The following is a 15307-nucleotide window of genomic DNA, read 5'->3' as shown; positions in this document are numbered from 1 at the left end:
GGGTCAATCGAGGCCGGCGCGCAGCGCCGTCTTCTGGGGGTGGAGGTCGGGTGACGGGCGGGCTACAGGTTGCCGCGGCGGTCCTGTTCGCGCTCGATGGCCTCGAAGAGCGCCTTGAAGTTGCCCTTGCCGAAGCCGAGGGAGCCGTGCCGCTCGATCATCTCGAAGAAGACGGTCGGGCGGTCCTGGACCGGCTTGGAGAAGATCTGGAGCAGATAGCCGTCCTCGTCCCGGTCGGCGAGGATCTTCAGCTCGCGCAGCTCCTCGATCGGGACGCGGGTGTCGCCGACCCACTCGCCGAGGGTGTCGTAGTAGGCGTCGGGGACGTCGAGGAACTCCACGCCGGCGGCCTTCATCTGGCGGACCGAGGCGACGATGTCGTTGGTGGCCAGCGCGATGTGCTGGACGCCGGGGCCGCCGTAGAACTCCAGGTACTCGTCGATCTGGGACTTCTTCTTGGCCAGGGCGGGCTCGTTGAGCGGGAACTTCACCTTCTTGCTGCCGTCCGCGACGACCTTGGACATCAGCGCCGAGTACTCGGTGGCGATGTCGTCGCCGACGAACTCCTTCATGTTGGTGAAGCCCATGACCTTGTTGTAGAAGGCCACCCACTCGTTCATCCTGCCGAGTTCGACGTTGCCGACGCAGTGGTCGATCGCCTGGAAGAACCGCTTGGCCGGAGGGGCGACGAGCGGCTCCACGGCGACGAAGCCCGGAAGGTAGGGGCCGTCGTAGCCGGTGCGCTCCACCAGGGTGTGCCGGGTCTGCCCGTAGGTGGCGATGGCGGCGCGGACGATCGTGCCGTGCTCGTCCTTGGTCTCGTAGGGCTCCGTGAGGCCCGTCGCGCCGTGCTCGACGGCGTAGGCGTACGCCGCGCGGGCGTCCGGCACCTCGATGGCCAGGTCGATGACGCCGTCGCCGTGCGCGGCCACGTGGTCGGCGAGGAAGCGGCCCCAGTCGGTGGTCGGCTTGATCACCGAGGTGAAGACGAAGCGGGCGCCGCCGGATTCCAGGACGTAGGAGGCCGTCTCGCGGCTACCGGTCTCCGGCCCCTGGTAGGCGACGCGCTTCATGCCGAAGGCGGTGGAGTAGTAGTGCGCGGCCTGCTTGGCGTTGCCGACGGCGAAGACGACCGCGTCCATCCCCTTGACCGGGAAGGGGTCCGCCTGCCGGGCCGTGCCGGGGGTGGTGGGCTGGGTGTGCATCGTGGTGTCTGCCATGCCCGCAGAGTCCCGCCGATCCACAAGGTGCGCAATAGTTCGTGCATTTGCTGGGCATTGTGTATAGCGCTTCGCGAGAGCGGGCGGACGATCTGTACATGATGACCATCGAAATCGGAGGTTTCAGCCATGGCGATCGATCATTTGGACGGGGCGCTGCTGGAGCTGCTCGCCCGGGAACCGCGGATCGGCGTCCTGGAGGCGTCCCGCCGGCTAGGGGTGGCCCGCGGGACGGTGCAGGCGCGGCTCGACCGGCTTCAGTCGAACGGAGTGATCAGGGGCTTCGGGCCGGACGTGGACCCGGCGGCACTGGGGTATCCGGTGACCGCGTTCGCGACCCTGGAGATCAAACAGGGCCAAGGCAACGACGTGCGGGCCCACTTGGCGGGCGTACCGGAGGTACTGGAGTTGCATACAACGACCGGACACGGGGACATGCTCTGCAGGCTCGTGGCGCGTTCGAACGCCGATCTCCAGCGGGTGATCGACCGGGTCGTGGGCTTTGATGGCATCGTGCGGGCATCTACGGCGATCGTCATGGAAAATCCGGTTCCGCTGCGCATCATCCCGTTGGTGAAACAGGCCGCGGGAGGGTAGGGCGGCGGGCGGCCGGTCCGCCGTCGGGGCGGGCCCGGGCGGTGAGGGACCGAGGAGGCGACGGATGGGCTTCTGGGACTACGTCGGCAGCCGGCACGTCCAGCTGCTGACGGACACGTATCAGCACGCCAGCGCGGTCTTCCAGTGCATGGTGATCGCGACGGTGCTGGGCGTCGCCGTCGGCGTCGCCACCTACCGCAGCGAATGGGCCGGCGCCCTCGCCACGACGACCACCGCGACGATCCTGACCATCCCGTCCCTGGCCCTGATCGGCCTGCTGATCCCGATCGTCGGCCTCGGTGTCGCGCCGACCGTCGTGGCGCTGACCCTGTACGGGCTGCTGCCGGTGGTCCGCAACGCCATCGTGGGGCTGCGCGGGGTGGACCCGGCGCTGGTGGACGCGGCCAAGGGCATCGGGATGTCGCGGGCCGCCCGGCTCTTCAGGGTCGAACTCCCGCTGGCCTGGCCGCCGATCCTCACCGGCATCCGCGTCGCCACCCAGATGCTGATGGGCATCGCGGCCATCGCCGCCTTCGCGTCGGGCCCCGGCCTCGGCAACGAGATCTTCCGCGGGATCGCCTCGCTGGGCAGCGCCAACGCGCTCAACCAGGTGCTCTCCGGGACGCTCGGGATCGTCGTCCTGGCCCTCCTCTTCGACGCCGCCTACGTCCTGATAGGGCGCCTGACCATATCCAGGGGGATCCGTGCCTGAGCCGTACCGGAGCGATCACGACGCGACGGAGGCGGCCGCGCGGCCGCCCGCCTCGACGGGTGCCGCCATCCGGCTGGAGAACCTGACGAAGGTCTACCCGGGCACTCCCGCCCCGGCGGTGGACGACGTCAGCATGGAGATCAGGGCGGGCGAGATCGTGGTCTTCGTCGGGCCGTCCGGCTGCGGGAAGTCCACCACGCTGAAGATGATCAACCGGCTGATCGAGCCGACCTCGGGACGCATACGGATCGGCGACGAGGACGTCACCACCATCGACCCGGTCCGGCTGCGCCGCAAGGTCGGCTATGCCATCCAGGCGTCCGGGCTCTTCCCGCACATGACCGTGGCGCAGAACATCGCACTGGTGCCGAAGATGACCGGCTGGTCCGCCGCCCGGACCAAGGAGCGGGTCGAGGAGATGCTCGACCTGGTGGGCCTGGACCCGGGCGAGTTCCGCCACCGCTATCCCCGCCAGCTCTCCGGCGGCCAGCAGCAGCGGGTCGGGGTGGCCCGGGCGCTCGCCGCCGACCCGCCGGTGCTCCTGATGGACGAGCCGTTCGGCGCCGTCGACCCGATCACCCGGGACCACCTCCAGGACGAACTGATCCGGCTCCAGCACGAGTTGCACAAGACCATCGTCTTCGTCACCCACGACTTCGACGAGGCGATCAAGCTCGGCGACCGGATCGCGGTGCTCCGCGAGCGCTCGCACATCGCCCAGTTCGACACCCCCGAGGCCATCCTCACCAACCCGGCGGACGACTTCGTCTCCGGCTTCGTGGGCGCCGGGGCGGCGCTCAAGCGGCTGAACCTGACCCGGGTGCGGGACGTCGAGGTGGTCGACTTCCCCACCGCGCAGGTCGACGACCCGCTCCAGTCGATCTTCGACCTGCTGCGCGACGGCGGCACCAACGAACTGCTGCTGCTGGACCGCGACCGCCGCCCGTACAAGTGGCTGCGCCGCGGCGACCTCTCGCGCGCCAAGCAGTCGCTGGCCCGGGCCGGCACCCTCGTCACCGACACCGTCACCCGGGACGCGACGCTGCGCGACGCCCTGGAGGCGGTGCTGACCGACAGCGCGGGCCGGGTGGCGGTCACCGGCCGGCGCGGTGAGTACACCGGTGTGGTCGACATGGAGACGCTGATGAACAACGTCCACGAACTGCTCGCGGCGGACCGGCTGGAGGCCCTGGAGCACCAGCACGAACTGCGGGCGCAGCGCGCCCACCGGACCCAGCTCGCCCAGGAGGGCCTGCACCGCGACGGCGGCCCGGAGGGCAGCGCCGGAGGCCGGATATGACCCCGGGCGCCTCGCCGGACGGCGGGGGCCGCAGCGGGCCGCCGGAGGGGCGCGCAGGGGTGCCGCTGCCGGGCGGCGCCCATGCCGCGGGGCGGGAGACGGCGTCGGAGGCCGCGCCCTTCCGTACCGCCGCGCCCGGCGGGCGCCGGATCAGCTGGCAGAAGTGGACGTTCATGCCCGTCTTCCTGACCGCGGCGCTGCTGACGACCTGGCTGTGGTTCCGCGGCGCCCCGCTGGACTCCATCGCCCACCAGGCCGTCGACGACGGCAAGGTGTGGCTGGCGCTGCGCCAGCACCTCCAACTGACCGCGGTCTCCACCGTCTTCGTGCTGGCGATCGCGATCCCGCTGGGCATCGCGCTGACCCGGCCGCGGCTGCGCCGGGCCACCCCGCTCGCCATGGCGCTGGCCAACCTCGGGCAGGCGATCCCCGCGCTCGGCCTGCTGGTGCTGCTGGTCATCTGGCTGGGCATCGGGGCCGGTTCGGCGATCGTCGGCATGGTGATCTACGCGGTGCTGCCGGTGCTGGCCAACACCATCGCCGGGCTGCGCGGCATCGACCCGACGCTGACCGAGGCGGCCCGCGGGATCGGCATGTCGCCGCTGGGCGTGCTGACCCGGGTCGAACTCCCGCTGGCCGTCCCGCTGATCCTGGCCGGGGTGCGCACCGCGCTGGTGCTGAACGTGGGCACCGCGACGCTGGCCACGTTCGGCGGGGGCGGCGGACTGGGCGATCTGATCTCGGCGGGGATCATCACCCAGCGGATGCCGGTGCTGGTCCTGGGGTCGGCGCTGACCGTGGCGCTGGCGCTGCTGGTCGAGTGGCTGGCCTCGCTGGCCGAACTGCTGCTGCGGCCGCGCGGGCTGGAGGTGGCGGTATGAGCACGCGGGGGCACCGCGGGCGGTGGGCGGCCGGTGCGGCGCTGCTGGCGGCCGCGCTGCTGGGGGGCTGCGGGCTGGTCAGCGGCAGCCCGCTGTCCGACGACGTCTCTCCCGGGACGGTCGGCCGGGGGCAGCCCCTCAAGGGCGCCCAGCTCACCGTCACGTCCAAGGAGTTCACCGAGAACATCATCCTGGGCCAGATCATGGGGCTGGTCTTCAAGGCGTCCGGCGCCACGGTCATCGACAAGACCAACATCCAGGGCACCATCGGCGCCCGCGAGGCGGTCCGCACCGGCACCGCGGACGGGATGTACGAGTACACCGGCACCGGCTGGATCACCCACCTCGGGCACACCACGCCGATCCCGGACCCGCAGAAGCAGTGGGAGGCGGTGCGGGACGCCGACCGCCGCAACGGCATCGAGTGGCTGCCGAAGTCCCGGCTGAACAACACCTACGCCCTGGCGCTGAACGCCGCCAACGAGCGGAAGTACGGGGTGCGCACCCTCTCCGACGTCGCCGCGCTGCTGCAGCGGAAGCCCGGCGCGGTCACCCTGTGCGTGGAGAACGAGTTCGCCACCCGCAACGACGGGCTGCCCGGGATGGCGAAGGCGTACGGCATGGACATCCCGTCCGGCAACGTCCGGCGGATGACCGGCGGCGTGGTCTACACCGAGGTGGCCAAGGGGACGTCCTGCACGTTCGGCGAGGTCTTCACCACCGACGGCCGGATCAAGGCGATGGGGCTGAGCGTCCTGAAGGACGACCGGCGCTTCTTCCCCAACTACAACGCCGCACCGGAGATCAACGCCGCCGCGCTGCGCAGGCACCCGCAGATCGCCGACGTCCTCGCCCCGGTCACCGCCGCGCTGGACAACGCCGTCGCCCAGAAGCTCAACGCCGAGGTCGACGTCGAGGGCCGGGATCCGCACGACGTCGCCAGGGAGTGGCTGATCCGGGAGGGCTTCATCAAGGAGGGCGGCGGCTAGGGCGTGTCGTCGAACCGGCGCCTGCCGTGCGACGCCTGGCACGCGCCCTCGGCTCAGTCGCCGCAGCTGGGCACCTTGCCGCCGGAGTTGAGGGCCTTGAGGGCGTCCACCGCGCCGCCCAGGGTGGTGACGGGGATCAGCCGCATCCCCTTGGGGAGCTCGGCGCGGGCGTCGGTGCACTCCTGGCGGGGGACGAGGAAGACCGTCGCGCCGTCGCGGTGCGAGGCCTGGGTCTTCAGCGCCACCCCGCCGACCGCGCCGACCGTGCCGTCGGCCTCGATGGTGCCGGTCCCCGAGACGACCCGGCCGCCGGTGAGGTCGTGCCCGGCGCCGTCGCCGACCATCTTGTCGACGATGCCCAGCGCGAACAGCAGGCCGGCGCTGGGCCCGCCGACGTCGGCCAGGCTCAGGTCGACCTTGACGTCCTTGGGGGACTTCCCGAGCCGGTTCAGCGCGGCCTGGGTGGCACTGTCCTGCGACTGCTTCATCTGCGCCGCGTTGTGCTCGGCGATCTCCTCGGTGTTCTTGCCCGGCGGGTAGACCGAGTCGCGCGGCATCACCGCCTCGTCGGTGCGGAACCAGGCCCGGACCACGTCCGGCAGGCGGATGGAGGCATCCGGCCCGGTGGCGGTGATCGAGGTCATCCGCAGCTGCCCGCTGGTGGCGCGGGTGGGCGCCCCGGAGATGGTGATCACCGGCTTGCCCTTGTCGTCGCCGAGGACGTTGGCCGTGACCCCCGGATACGCGAGGGCGTACGGCAGCGGAGCCAGGGCGGCGGTCACGAGCAGGGCAAGGACGAGGACGGTGCAGGCCAGCAGGGCGCGGGTGCGTGAGGACACCCCGCCAGCCTAATTGACCCCCGTCCCGTCCGTCCCGTGCGGCGCCTGAGGCACACGGCAGCGCCACAGGGCCCCCACACCGGGTACGTGAACGCCCGCGGGCCGCGACCGCCGGCGGCCGTCAGCGCAGCGCCTCGGCGACCTCCCGGGCCGCGTCCACCACCCGCGGACCGACCCGCTCCGCGACGGACTCCGTCAGTAACACCACACCGACGCTGCCCTCTATGCCGCTGACCCCGAGGAGCGGCGCCGCGGCACCGCTGGCGCCGGCCTCCAACTCCCCGTGCGTCAGGGCCAGTCCGGCGTCGTGGAGGCGGCCCTGGCGGGCCTTGAGGATGGCCCGGCCGGCGGCGCCGCGGTCCAGCGGATGGCGGAAGCCGGCGCGGTAGGCGACGTGGTAGTCGGTCCAGGTCGGCTCGACGACCGCGACCGCCAGCGCCTCGGTGCCGTCGACGAGGGTGAGGTGCGCGGTGGCGCCGACGTCCTCGGCGAGCGAGCGCAGCGCGGGCAGCGCGGCCTCCCTGACCAGCGGGTGGACCTGGCGGCCCAGGCGCAGCACGCCGAGGCCGACCCGGGCCCGGCCGCCGGCGTCCCGGCGCACCAGGGCATGCTGCTCCAGCGTGGCCAGCAGGCGGTAGACCACCGTGCGGTTGACACCGAGCTTGTGCGAGAGCTCGGTCACGGTCAGCCCGTGGTCGGTGTCGGCGAGCAGTTTGAGGACGCGCAGTCCCCGGTCGAGCGTCTGGGAGGTCTCCGCGGTCACGACGCCCCCTCCTGAAGTGAGTTGGCGGCGTCCGTACCCGGCGCGCTGCTCGTCCCGGAACAGCGCCCAAGAGCCGCCGGCCCTGTGCACCGGCTGCGCTCCGCGGCGGCGCTGCCACGGGGCGTGTGCGTGACCGGGACAGTAGCGAGCCGACTCCGGTCAGCGGAAGAGCGCGTCCAGAATCCGGTCCCTGGCGACCGGAACATCCACTTTCCTCCGCACCGCGAGAGCCTCCGGCAGGGGTTCGGATGCGCCACCGCGACCGGGGCGCACGCCCTCGGCCGCGGCTACCGGGCCGCCCGCCGGCGGCAGCCCTCCGACCGCCCCCGGGGCACGCCCCTCAGCGCATCCGGGTCGCCCACTCCCGCACCTTCTTGATGCGCTCGTTGAGCTGCCCGGCGGTGGCCTCCGCGCTCGGCGGGCCGCCGCACGTCCGGCGCAGCTCGGTGTGGATCACCCCGTGCGGTTTGCCGCTCTGGTGGACATAGGCGCCCACCAGCGTGTTGAGCTGCTTGCGGAGCTCCAGCAGCTCCTTGTGCGTGACCACCGGCCGCCGCTCGGCGGGGATTTCGAGCAGGTCCGCCTCGGTGTCCGGCCGCTTCCGGCTGTGCGCGATCTGCCGGGCCTGCCGCTTCTGGAGCAGCAGCTGCACCTGGTCGGGCTCCAGCAGCCCGGGGATGCCGAGGTAGTCCTGCTCCTCCTCGCTGCCCGCGTGCGCCTGCATGCCGAACTCGGCGCCGTCGTAGAGCACCCGGTCGAAGACCGCCTCCGACTCCAGCGCCTCGAACGAGAACTGCTCCTGCTCGCCGGTGTCCTCGTCCTGCTGCTTGTTCGCCTCGTCCAGCTCCTTCTCGGACTCGGCGTACGGGTCCTCCTCGCCGTCCTTCTTCGGCTTGTCGAGCACGTGGTCGCGCTCGACCTCCATCTCGTTGGCGAAGCCGAGGAGCGAGGGGACGGTGGGCAGGAAGACGGACGCGGTCTCGCCGCGCTTGCGGGACCGCACGAAGCGGCCCACGGCCTGCGCGAAGAACAGCGGGGTGGAGATCGTGGTGGCGTACACCCCGACCGCGAGGCGGGGCACGTCGACGCCCTCGGACACCATCCGAACCGCGACCATCCAGCGGTCGTCGGAATGCGAGAAGTCGTCGATGCGCTGCGAGGCGCCCGCGTCGTCGGAGAGCACCAGGGTCGCGCCCTGGCCGGTGATCTCCCGGATCAGCTTGGCGTACGCCCGGGCCTGCTCCTGGTCGGAGGCGATGACCAGCGCGCCGGCGTCGGGGATGCCCTTGCGGACCTCGGTCAGCCGCCGGTCGGCGGCCCGCAGCACGTTCGGCATCCACTCGCCGCGCGGGTCCAGCGCGGTGCGCCACGCCTGGGAGACGGCGTCCTTGGTCATCGGCTCGCCCAGCCGCGCCGCGATCTCGTCGCCGGCCTTGGTCCGCCAGCGCATGTTGCCGCTGTACGAGAGGAAGATCACCGGCCGGACGACGCCGTCGGACAGCGCGTTCCCGTAGCCGTAGGTGTAGTCGGCGGACGACCGGCGGATGCCGTCGTTGCCCTCCTCGTACGACACGAACGGGATCGGGTTGGTGTCGGAGCGGAACGGGGTGCCGGTCAGCGCCAGCCGCCGGGTCGCCGGCTCGAACGCCTCCAGGCACGCCTCGCCCCACGACTTGGAGTCGCCGGCGTGGTGGATCTCGTCCAGGATGACCAGCGTCTTGCGCTGCTCGATGCGGTTGCGGTGCAGCATCGGGCGGACCCCGACACCGGCGTAGGTGATCGCGATGCCGTGGTACTCGCGGCCCAACGGCCCGGCGCTGTACTCCGGGTCGAGCTTGATCCCGACCCGGGCCGCGGCCTCCGCCCACTGCTTCTTCAGGTGCTCGGTCGGCGCGACCACCGTCACCTGCTGCACGACGTGGTGGTGCAGCAGCCACGAGGCGAGGGTGAGCGCGAAGGTGGTCTTGCCGGCGCCGGGCGTGGCCACGGCGAGGAAGTCCCTGGGCTGGGTCTGGATGTACCGGTCCATGGCGCCCTGCTGCCAGGCACGCAGCTTGTTCGCGGTACCCCAGGGGGCCCGCCCCGGGAAGGCCGGGGACAGGTGATGGCTGTTGGTGGGGCTGGTGGTAGTCACGGTCTCCGTCGGCTGAGGTCGGCGATCGGCAACCGCGTCAGCCTACCGGTGACCCGCTTTCGGTCCGGCGCCGAACGCCCGCTCCCGGCCGGGGGTGGGAGCGAGGTCACATCGCGCGGACGCGGCCCCGGGCGCCGTTGCCGGGGCGCGTCCGACGGAGCGGCGCGGGCCCGGCTCCGGTCGCCACCGTGCCGCCGTCCGCCCGGCGGTCGCCGTGCCGTCGTCCGCCCGGCGGTCGCCCTCCCGTCGTCCGCCCAGCTGGTCACCGTCCCGTCGTCCGCCCAGCGGTCGCCCTGCCGTCGTCCGTCCAGCCCGTCAGCTTCCCGTCGTCCGCCCGGCAGACGGGAGCGTGCCGACGGGGCCCGGCTGGTCGGCGGCCTTCGGGCGCAGCCGGGCGGAGACCGCCACCCCCGCGGCCGCCACCGCCGCCATCGCCACGAAGACGGCCAGGAACGCCGCCGGGTGGCTCACCGCACCGGCGCCCGCGGGGGCGGCCGAGGCGGCGCCGGCCGCGGCGATCGAACCGCCGCCGAAGGCCACGAACAGCACCCCGCTGATGCCGACGAAGGTCACGTTGCCCAGCGCGTCGGACATCTGGAGGGACGAGGAGTTGCTGCCCGCCTCCTCCGGGCGGGAGAGCTTCAGCAGCAGTACGCCGCCGCTGGAGATGTTCAGCCCCATGCCGAACCCGCCGATCGTCCACGCCACGGCCACCGCCCAGACCGGCACCCCCTCGATCAGCACCAGCGGCACCAGCAGGATCGCCGTCCCCAGCAGGGCCATGCCCAGGCCCATCAGCCGCTCGCGGTGCGGATCCATCCGTGGCCGGCTCTGGACGTAGGAGCCGAGCGCCCAGGTCAGGCCGCCGCCGGTGAGCGAGAGCCCGGCCAGGGTGGCGGACAGCCCGCGCTGGGTGACCAGCAGCAGCGGGATGAAGCTCTCGGCGGCGACCAGCGCCCCGGCCGCCAGGCCCCGTATCAGCACCACCGACGGCAGCCCGCGGCCGGCCCGGAACGTGCCGCGGGGCAGCAGCCGCACGATGGCCGGGGCCAGCAGCGCCAGCCCGGCCGCGGCCGGCAGCAGCGCGAACCAGCTCGGATGCTGACCGGCGTACTGGAGCAGCGACGCGCCCACCGCGACCGCCAGCGCCAGCAGGCAGCGGCGGCTGCCGAGGATCTGCCGGACGCCGCCAGCCTGCTCCGGCGCGGTGCGCGGCAGCTTGCGCAGCGCCGGCAGCATCACCGCGAGCGGCAGGAGTATCAGCACCGGTATGGAGAGGAACACCCAGCGCCAGCCGGCCTGCTCGGTGATCGTCCCGGCGACCAGCGGCCCGACGATCACCGGCACCACCCAGGCCGCCGAGAAGGCCGCCATGACCGACGGCTGCAGCCGCTCGGGATAGCCGCGGCCGACGACCACGTACAGCGCCACGATCGCCAGGCCGCCGCCCAGCCCCTGGACGCCCCGCCCGGCGATGAACACGCCCATGGTCGGCGCCCCGCCGGCGATCAGCAGCCCGGCGCCGAACGCGGCGATCCCGCTGAACAGCGGCGCCAGCGGCCCGCGCCGGTCGCTCCACACGCCGGAGAGCGCCATCGCGAACAGGCTGGCCGTGAAGAACGCCGAGAAGGCGAAGGCGTACAGCCCGATGCCGTCGAGGGCGCGGGCGGCCACCGGCATCGCGGTGTTCACCGCGCTGGCCTCGAAGGCGATCAGGGAGACGACGGAGATGATGCCGAGGGTCAGGGCGCGGTGCTCCCGGCCGAGGACGCCGCCGGAACCGTCCGGCGGCGGGGCGCAGGCTCCGGGACCTGTGGCATCGGGGGCGGCGGAGCTGCCCGTCGTGGCGGGGGCGGCCGCGGCTGCGGGGCTCGTAGGGTCAGCGGTCATCGGGCCAGCGTAAGGGCCGTCGGCGGCTTGCGCCCCTGTCCAAGGTCGGGGGTCCCCTCGGCCGTCGGTCCTACGCCGCGGGCCGGCCCCGGCTCCCGCCGCGCCGCCCGGACCGCCGCGCCGCCCCGGACCGTCCGGCAAGCTGTCCGTATGCCGTACTTCCGCACCGCCGACGACGCCGAGCTGCACTACCGCGTGCTCGGGCCCGCCGGCTCCGCGCTGCCGCCCCTGCTGTGCCTGGCCGGCGGCCCCGGCCGGGACGCCGCCTACCTGGGGGACCTGGGCGGTCTGGCCGGCGGGCGGCAGCTGATCGTCCCGGACAGCCGCGGCACCGGCGCCTCCCCGGCCGCCACCGACCCGAGCCGGTACGCCTTCCCGCACCTGGCCGAGGACGTCGAGGCGCTCCGCGCCCACCTGGGCCTGGCCCGCTTCGCCCTGCTCGGCCACAACGCGGGGGCCACCGTGGCCCAGGCGTACGCCGCGGCCCACCCGGAGCGGCTGACCCACCTGGTGCTGGTCTGCCCCGGTTCCCGCCTCCAGGGCGAACTCCCCGACGACGCCCGGGAGATCTTCACCTCCCGGATGCACGAGGAGTGGTGGCCGCGGGCCGCGGTGGCGGTGCAGGAGCTGGCCGAGGCATCGGACCTGGCGGAGGTGCGCGAGCTGCTGTACACCGCGGCGCCGCTGGCCTACGCGCGATGGGAGGCGCCGCAGCGGGCCCACGCCGCCGCCGAGGGCGGGCAGTTGGGCCCCGTGCCGCGGGCCGGCTTCTGGCAGGGCGTGGCCGAGACGACCCGCGAGGCGGTGCTGGCGGGGCTGCGGCGGGTCGGCTGCCCGGTCCTGGTGGTCACCGGCGACCGGGACGCGGTCGCCGGGATGCGCGCCGGCGAACTCGTCGCCGCCGCCTTCCCCGACGCCCGGGTGCGCCCGCTGCACCTCGTCGGCCACTACCCCTGGGTGGACGAGCCGGACCTCTTCCGCCCACTGGTCGAGGAGTTCCTCCACACCTCCTGAGGCCGGCCGCCCGCCCATCTCCCCTCCATGAACCGCGTGTTGCAGCCTCATGGCAACCCGCCCGCACCTCTTGCCCGACCCCCCACCCGGCGCCCTAGAGTCGACAACGCACCGCACACCGGCCGTGTGCCCGAGTGGTTGAGGGACTCGCCTGCAAAGCGAGTTACGCGGGTTCGATTCCCGCCACGGCCTCCCTACGCGCAACGCCCCGACGCGCAGCGCGCGGGCGCTTCGGCGCAGCCACCCGGCGGCGGCCCCCACGGCCACGGGGACCGCCGCCGGGCGCACGGCCGCCCCGACTCGCCCGCCCCGCAGGGCCGTTCGCCGCCCTTCGCGCTCTCCCCCGTGCATATTGCTCGCCTCCGGCCCGCTCCCCCGCGACGGCGCTCTGCCGCCGATCGGACGTCCCGCCGGCCATCGGACCGGCGCCACGCGCGGATTCACGCGCTGGAAAACACCGTAGGTGACGGCACTGACAACGGCCGTGACGGAGAGTGAAAGCGCAGGTGGGGCGGCCGGGAAGGCCGGGGCCGGCGCATCGGGCGTGCCGCCGTGCGGACCGAGCGGCCCGCACGGCGCGGCGTCAGCGCGACGGCATCGTCACTGCGGCACCTGCGACATCTGCGGCATCTGCACCGGCTGCGCCACCGCCGCCTGCGGCCGGATCGGCAGCCGGCCGATCGGCCGGCCGGTCGCGGCGCGGACCGCCGACGCCACCGCGGCCGGCGCGGTCACCACCGGCACCGCACTGACCGGCTTGGCGCCGAACGGGGCGACCACGTCACGCTCCTCGACCAGCTTGACGATCCGGATGTCCGGGGCGTCCAGCGCGGTCGGCAGCGCATAGCCGGTCAGGTCGGGGTGGCGGACCTGACCGCGGCTGGTGCGGAGGTTCTCCATCAGCGCCGCCCCCAGGCCCTGGGTGACCCCGGCCTCGATCCGGGCCCGCAGCTGGCGCGGGTTGAGCACCCGGCCCACGTCCTGCGCCACGGTCATCTCCACCACCCGGACGGTGCCCAACTCGATGTCCACATCGGCGACACAGCGGATGGCGCAGAAGGCGAGCCCGACGAACGCGTCGCCCTGGCCGGTCTCGTCCAGCGGCTCGGTGGGGTGCGGCCGGCACTGCGCGGTGGCCCACAGCTCCTTGCCGTCCAGCGCCTCGGCGACGGTCGTGCTCAGCACCCCGTCGTACGAGGTGATCTTGCCGTCGGCGATCTGCAGCAGCTCGGTGGACATCCCGAACGTGTGGGCCAGCGGCTGGAGGAGCTGGGTGCGGACCATCTTCGCGGCCCGCTCGACGGCCCCGCCGGAGACCCAGGTGTGCCGGCCGTGGCAGGCCCGGCCGGCCGGCGGCTGGTCGGTGTCCACGCCCGCGACGTGCACCTCGTCGATGCCCAGGGTCTCCTGGACGATCTGCCGCGCCAGCGTGGCGAACCCCGAACCGGTCTCCACGGCGGCGCAGATGACGGTGGCGACCGAGCCGCTGACCTTGACGGTGGCGGTGGACACCTCGTCGGCGCCCTCCGCGCCGAGCATGTGCACCATGCCCAGCGCGTAGCCGACGCCGCGCCGGACCGCGCCCGGCTCGCCGGCGCCCTCCGGGCCGCCCGGCAGCAGCCACTCCGCCTCGGGGGTGTCCTTGGGCAGCTCGGGCAGCGGCGCCTCGGTGACGGCGCTCAGGAGCTCGGCGACCGGGGCGGGGCAGGTGACGGTCTGCCCGGTGGGCAGCAGATCGCCGGTGGCCATGAGGTTGCGCCGGCGGATCTCGTCCGGCTCCAGGCCCAGGTGCGCGGCGAGCTTGTCCATCTGGCCCTCGTAGGCGGCGCAGACCTGGAGCGCGCCCTCGCCGCGCAGATGGCCGGAGGGCGGGTTGTTGGTGCGTACCGCCCAGCCCTCGACGACGGCGTGCGGGACGACGTAGGGGCCGCAGGAGAACGAGACCGCGGCGGCCAGCGCCTCGGCGGAGGTGTCCGCGTAGGCCCCGGCGTCCATCAGGATCTGCGCCTCCACCTTGACCAACGTGCCCTCGGCGTCGGCGTGGTGCCGGTAGCGCAGCAGCGTGGGGTGGCGGTGGGCGTGCGTGAGGAAGGACTCCTCCCGGGTGGCAACCAGCTTCACCGGGCATCCCGTACGGAGCGCCAGCAGCCCCAGGGACAGCCCGACGCTGGGGTCCTCGCGGTCGGCGGTGGCCCCGGGCACGCCCGTCACCACGAGCTTGACCTGCTCCGGTGCCAGCCCGAGGGAGGCGGCGGCCAGATCGCGGTCGCCGTGCGGGTCGGTGGAGGCGGAGTAGATCTCCACCCCGCCGTCGGGGCGCGGCACCGCGAGCCCGGCCTCGGCCCCGATGGGCGCCGGGTCCTGGCGGCCGATGCGGTAGAAGCCCTCCACCATCACCTCGCCGATCGCCTCGGGGTCGCCGAAGCGGAGCGGGATGTGCCGGATGAGGTTGCCGTCCGGGTGCAACGGCTCGGCCTCGAAGGCGAGTTGGGGGTCGGTGACGGCCTCCAGGACCTCGTACTCGACGACGATCGCGGCGGCCGCCAGCCGGGCCGTGTCGGGGTGGTCGGCGGCCACCGCGGCGATCGGCTCGCCGTGGTAGCGGACCTCGTCCTTGGCGAACACCGGCCGGTCGGCCAGGCCCCGGCCGTACGCCTTGTCGCCGGGCACGTCCTCGTGCGTGACGACCGCGCGCACACCGGGCAGCTCCGTGGCGTGCCGGGTGTCCACGGACCGGATGCGCGCCCGGGGGTGCGGGGAGCGCAGCACCGCCGCCCACAACAGGCCCTCGGCCCACAGGTCGGAGGCGTAGGGGAAGGTTCCCTGGGTCTTGGCCGCCGCGTCGGCGGGCGTCAGCGAGACGCCCAGCCCGTGCGGCGGCCGTTCGTCGGGGACCTGGACGCCCGCCGCGGGCGTCGCGGTGGCGGCACCGGCGCCGTCAGTCGTACCACTCATGCCGAGACCTCGC

General features: G+C 73.6%; 12 protein-coding genes and 1 tRNA gene. 7 read left to right on the top strand and 6 right to left on the bottom strand.

Features of this window, described 5'->3' with window-relative positions:
* Positions 1-62: 62 nt before the first annotated feature.
* The gene (gene hppD / locus ACIQE0_RS32605; RefSeq protein ID WP_366332669.1) at positions 63-1220 is read right to left on the bottom strand and encodes a 4-hydroxyphenylpyruvate dioxygenase; all 1158 of its coding nucleotides are present in this window, start codon (positions 1218-1220) and stop codon (positions 63-65) included.
* Positions 1221-1349: 129 nt separating this feature from the next.
* Here hppD and ACIQE0_RS32600 point away from each other — a divergent pair, with 129 nt between their 5' ends.
* From ACIQE0_RS32600 to ACIQE0_RS32580, 5 genes are all read left to right on the top strand, one after another.
* Positions 1350-1817, top strand: a complete 468-nt coding sequence (locus ACIQE0_RS32600; protein WP_366332667.1) for an Lrp/AsnC family transcriptional regulator — start codon at positions 1350-1352, stop codon at positions 1815-1817.
* Positions 1818-1881: 64 nt separating this feature from the next.
* A complete protein-coding gene (locus ACIQE0_RS32595; protein WP_366332665.1) occupies positions 1882-2529 on the top strand; it encodes an ABC transporter permease in 648 nt (215 codons plus the stop codon).
* Positions 2522-3829 carry a betaine/proline/choline family ABC transporter ATP-binding protein gene (locus ACIQE0_RS32590; protein WP_366332664.1) on the top strand — a complete coding sequence of 436 codons (1308 nt, stop codon included), beginning with the start codon at positions 2522-2524 and terminating at the stop codon, positions 3827-3829. The genes ACIQE0_RS32595 and ACIQE0_RS32590 overlap by 8 nt, the downstream gene beginning before the upstream one ends.
* Positions 3826-4710: an ABC transporter permease gene (locus tag ACIQE0_RS32585; RefSeq protein ID WP_402338809.1), complete on the top strand. Its 885-nt coding sequence runs from the start codon at positions 3826-3828 to the stop codon at positions 4708-4710. Before ACIQE0_RS32590 ends, ACIQE0_RS32585 begins: the two co-directional genes overlap by 4 nt.
* The gene (locus tag ACIQE0_RS32580) at positions 4707-5699 is read left to right on the top strand and encodes a glycine betaine ABC transporter substrate-binding protein (protein ID WP_402338808.1); all 993 of its coding nucleotides are present in this window, start codon (positions 4707-4709) and stop codon (positions 5697-5699) included. The genes ACIQE0_RS32585 and ACIQE0_RS32580 overlap by 4 nt, the downstream gene beginning before the upstream one ends.
* A gap of 53 nt (positions 5700-5752) precedes the next feature.
* On the opposite strand, the gene ACIQE0_RS32575 is transcribed toward ACIQE0_RS32580, so the two are convergent.
* From ACIQE0_RS32575 to ACIQE0_RS32560, 4 genes are all read right to left on the bottom strand, one after another.
* The gene (locus ACIQE0_RS32575) at positions 5753-6538 is read right to left on the bottom strand and encodes a S16 family serine protease (RefSeq protein WP_366332658.1); all 786 of its coding nucleotides are present in this window, start codon (positions 6536-6538) and stop codon (positions 5753-5755) included.
* Positions 6539-6659: 121 nt separating this feature from the next.
* Complete coding sequence (locus ACIQE0_RS32570) at positions 6660-7301, bottom strand: helix-turn-helix domain-containing protein (RefSeq protein WP_366332656.1); 642 nt, start codon at positions 7299-7301, stop codon at positions 6660-6662.
* Positions 7302-7641: 340 nt separating this feature from the next.
* Positions 7642-9435, bottom strand: coding sequence for a DEAD/DEAH box helicase (locus ACIQE0_RS32565; protein ID WP_366332654.1), 1794 nt, complete (start codon positions 9433-9435; stop codon positions 7642-7644).
* A 315-nt stretch (positions 9436-9750) separates the two neighbouring features.
* A complete protein-coding gene (locus tag ACIQE0_RS32560) occupies positions 9751-11325 on the bottom strand; it encodes an MFS transporter (RefSeq protein WP_402338807.1) in 1575 nt (524 codons plus the stop codon).
* Between the two features lie 150 nt (positions 11326-11475).
* Here ACIQE0_RS32560 and ACIQE0_RS32555 point away from each other — a divergent pair, with 150 nt between their 5' ends.
* Together ACIQE0_RS32555 and ACIQE0_RS32550 are read left to right on the top strand one after the other, a co-directional pair.
* The gene (locus ACIQE0_RS32555) at positions 11476-12339 is read left to right on the top strand and encodes an alpha/beta fold hydrolase (RefSeq protein WP_402338806.1); all 864 of its coding nucleotides are present in this window, start codon (positions 11476-11478) and stop codon (positions 12337-12339) included.
* 120 nt (positions 12340-12459) lie between these two features.
* Positions 12460-12531, top strand: a tRNA-Cys gene (locus ACIQE0_RS32550).
* Between the two features lie 408 nt (positions 12532-12939).
* Here the strand turns inward: ACIQE0_RS32550 and ACIQE0_RS32545 are convergent.
* Positions 12940-15294, bottom strand: a complete 2355-nt coding sequence (locus ACIQE0_RS32545; RefSeq protein WP_366332648.1) for a xanthine dehydrogenase family protein molybdopterin-binding subunit — start codon at positions 15292-15294, stop codon at positions 12940-12942.
* Positions 15295-15307 lie beyond the last annotated feature (13 nt).

The sequence above is a fragment of the Streptomyces sp. NPDC093097 genome, from assembly GCF_044754325.1.
In the GTDB taxonomy this organism is placed as follows: domain Bacteria; phylum Actinomycetota; class Actinomycetes; order Streptomycetales; family Streptomycetaceae; genus Streptomyces.
The sequence above is the reverse complement of the archived record's forward strand: the minus strand, read 5'-3'. Positions and strand labels throughout refer to the sequence as shown.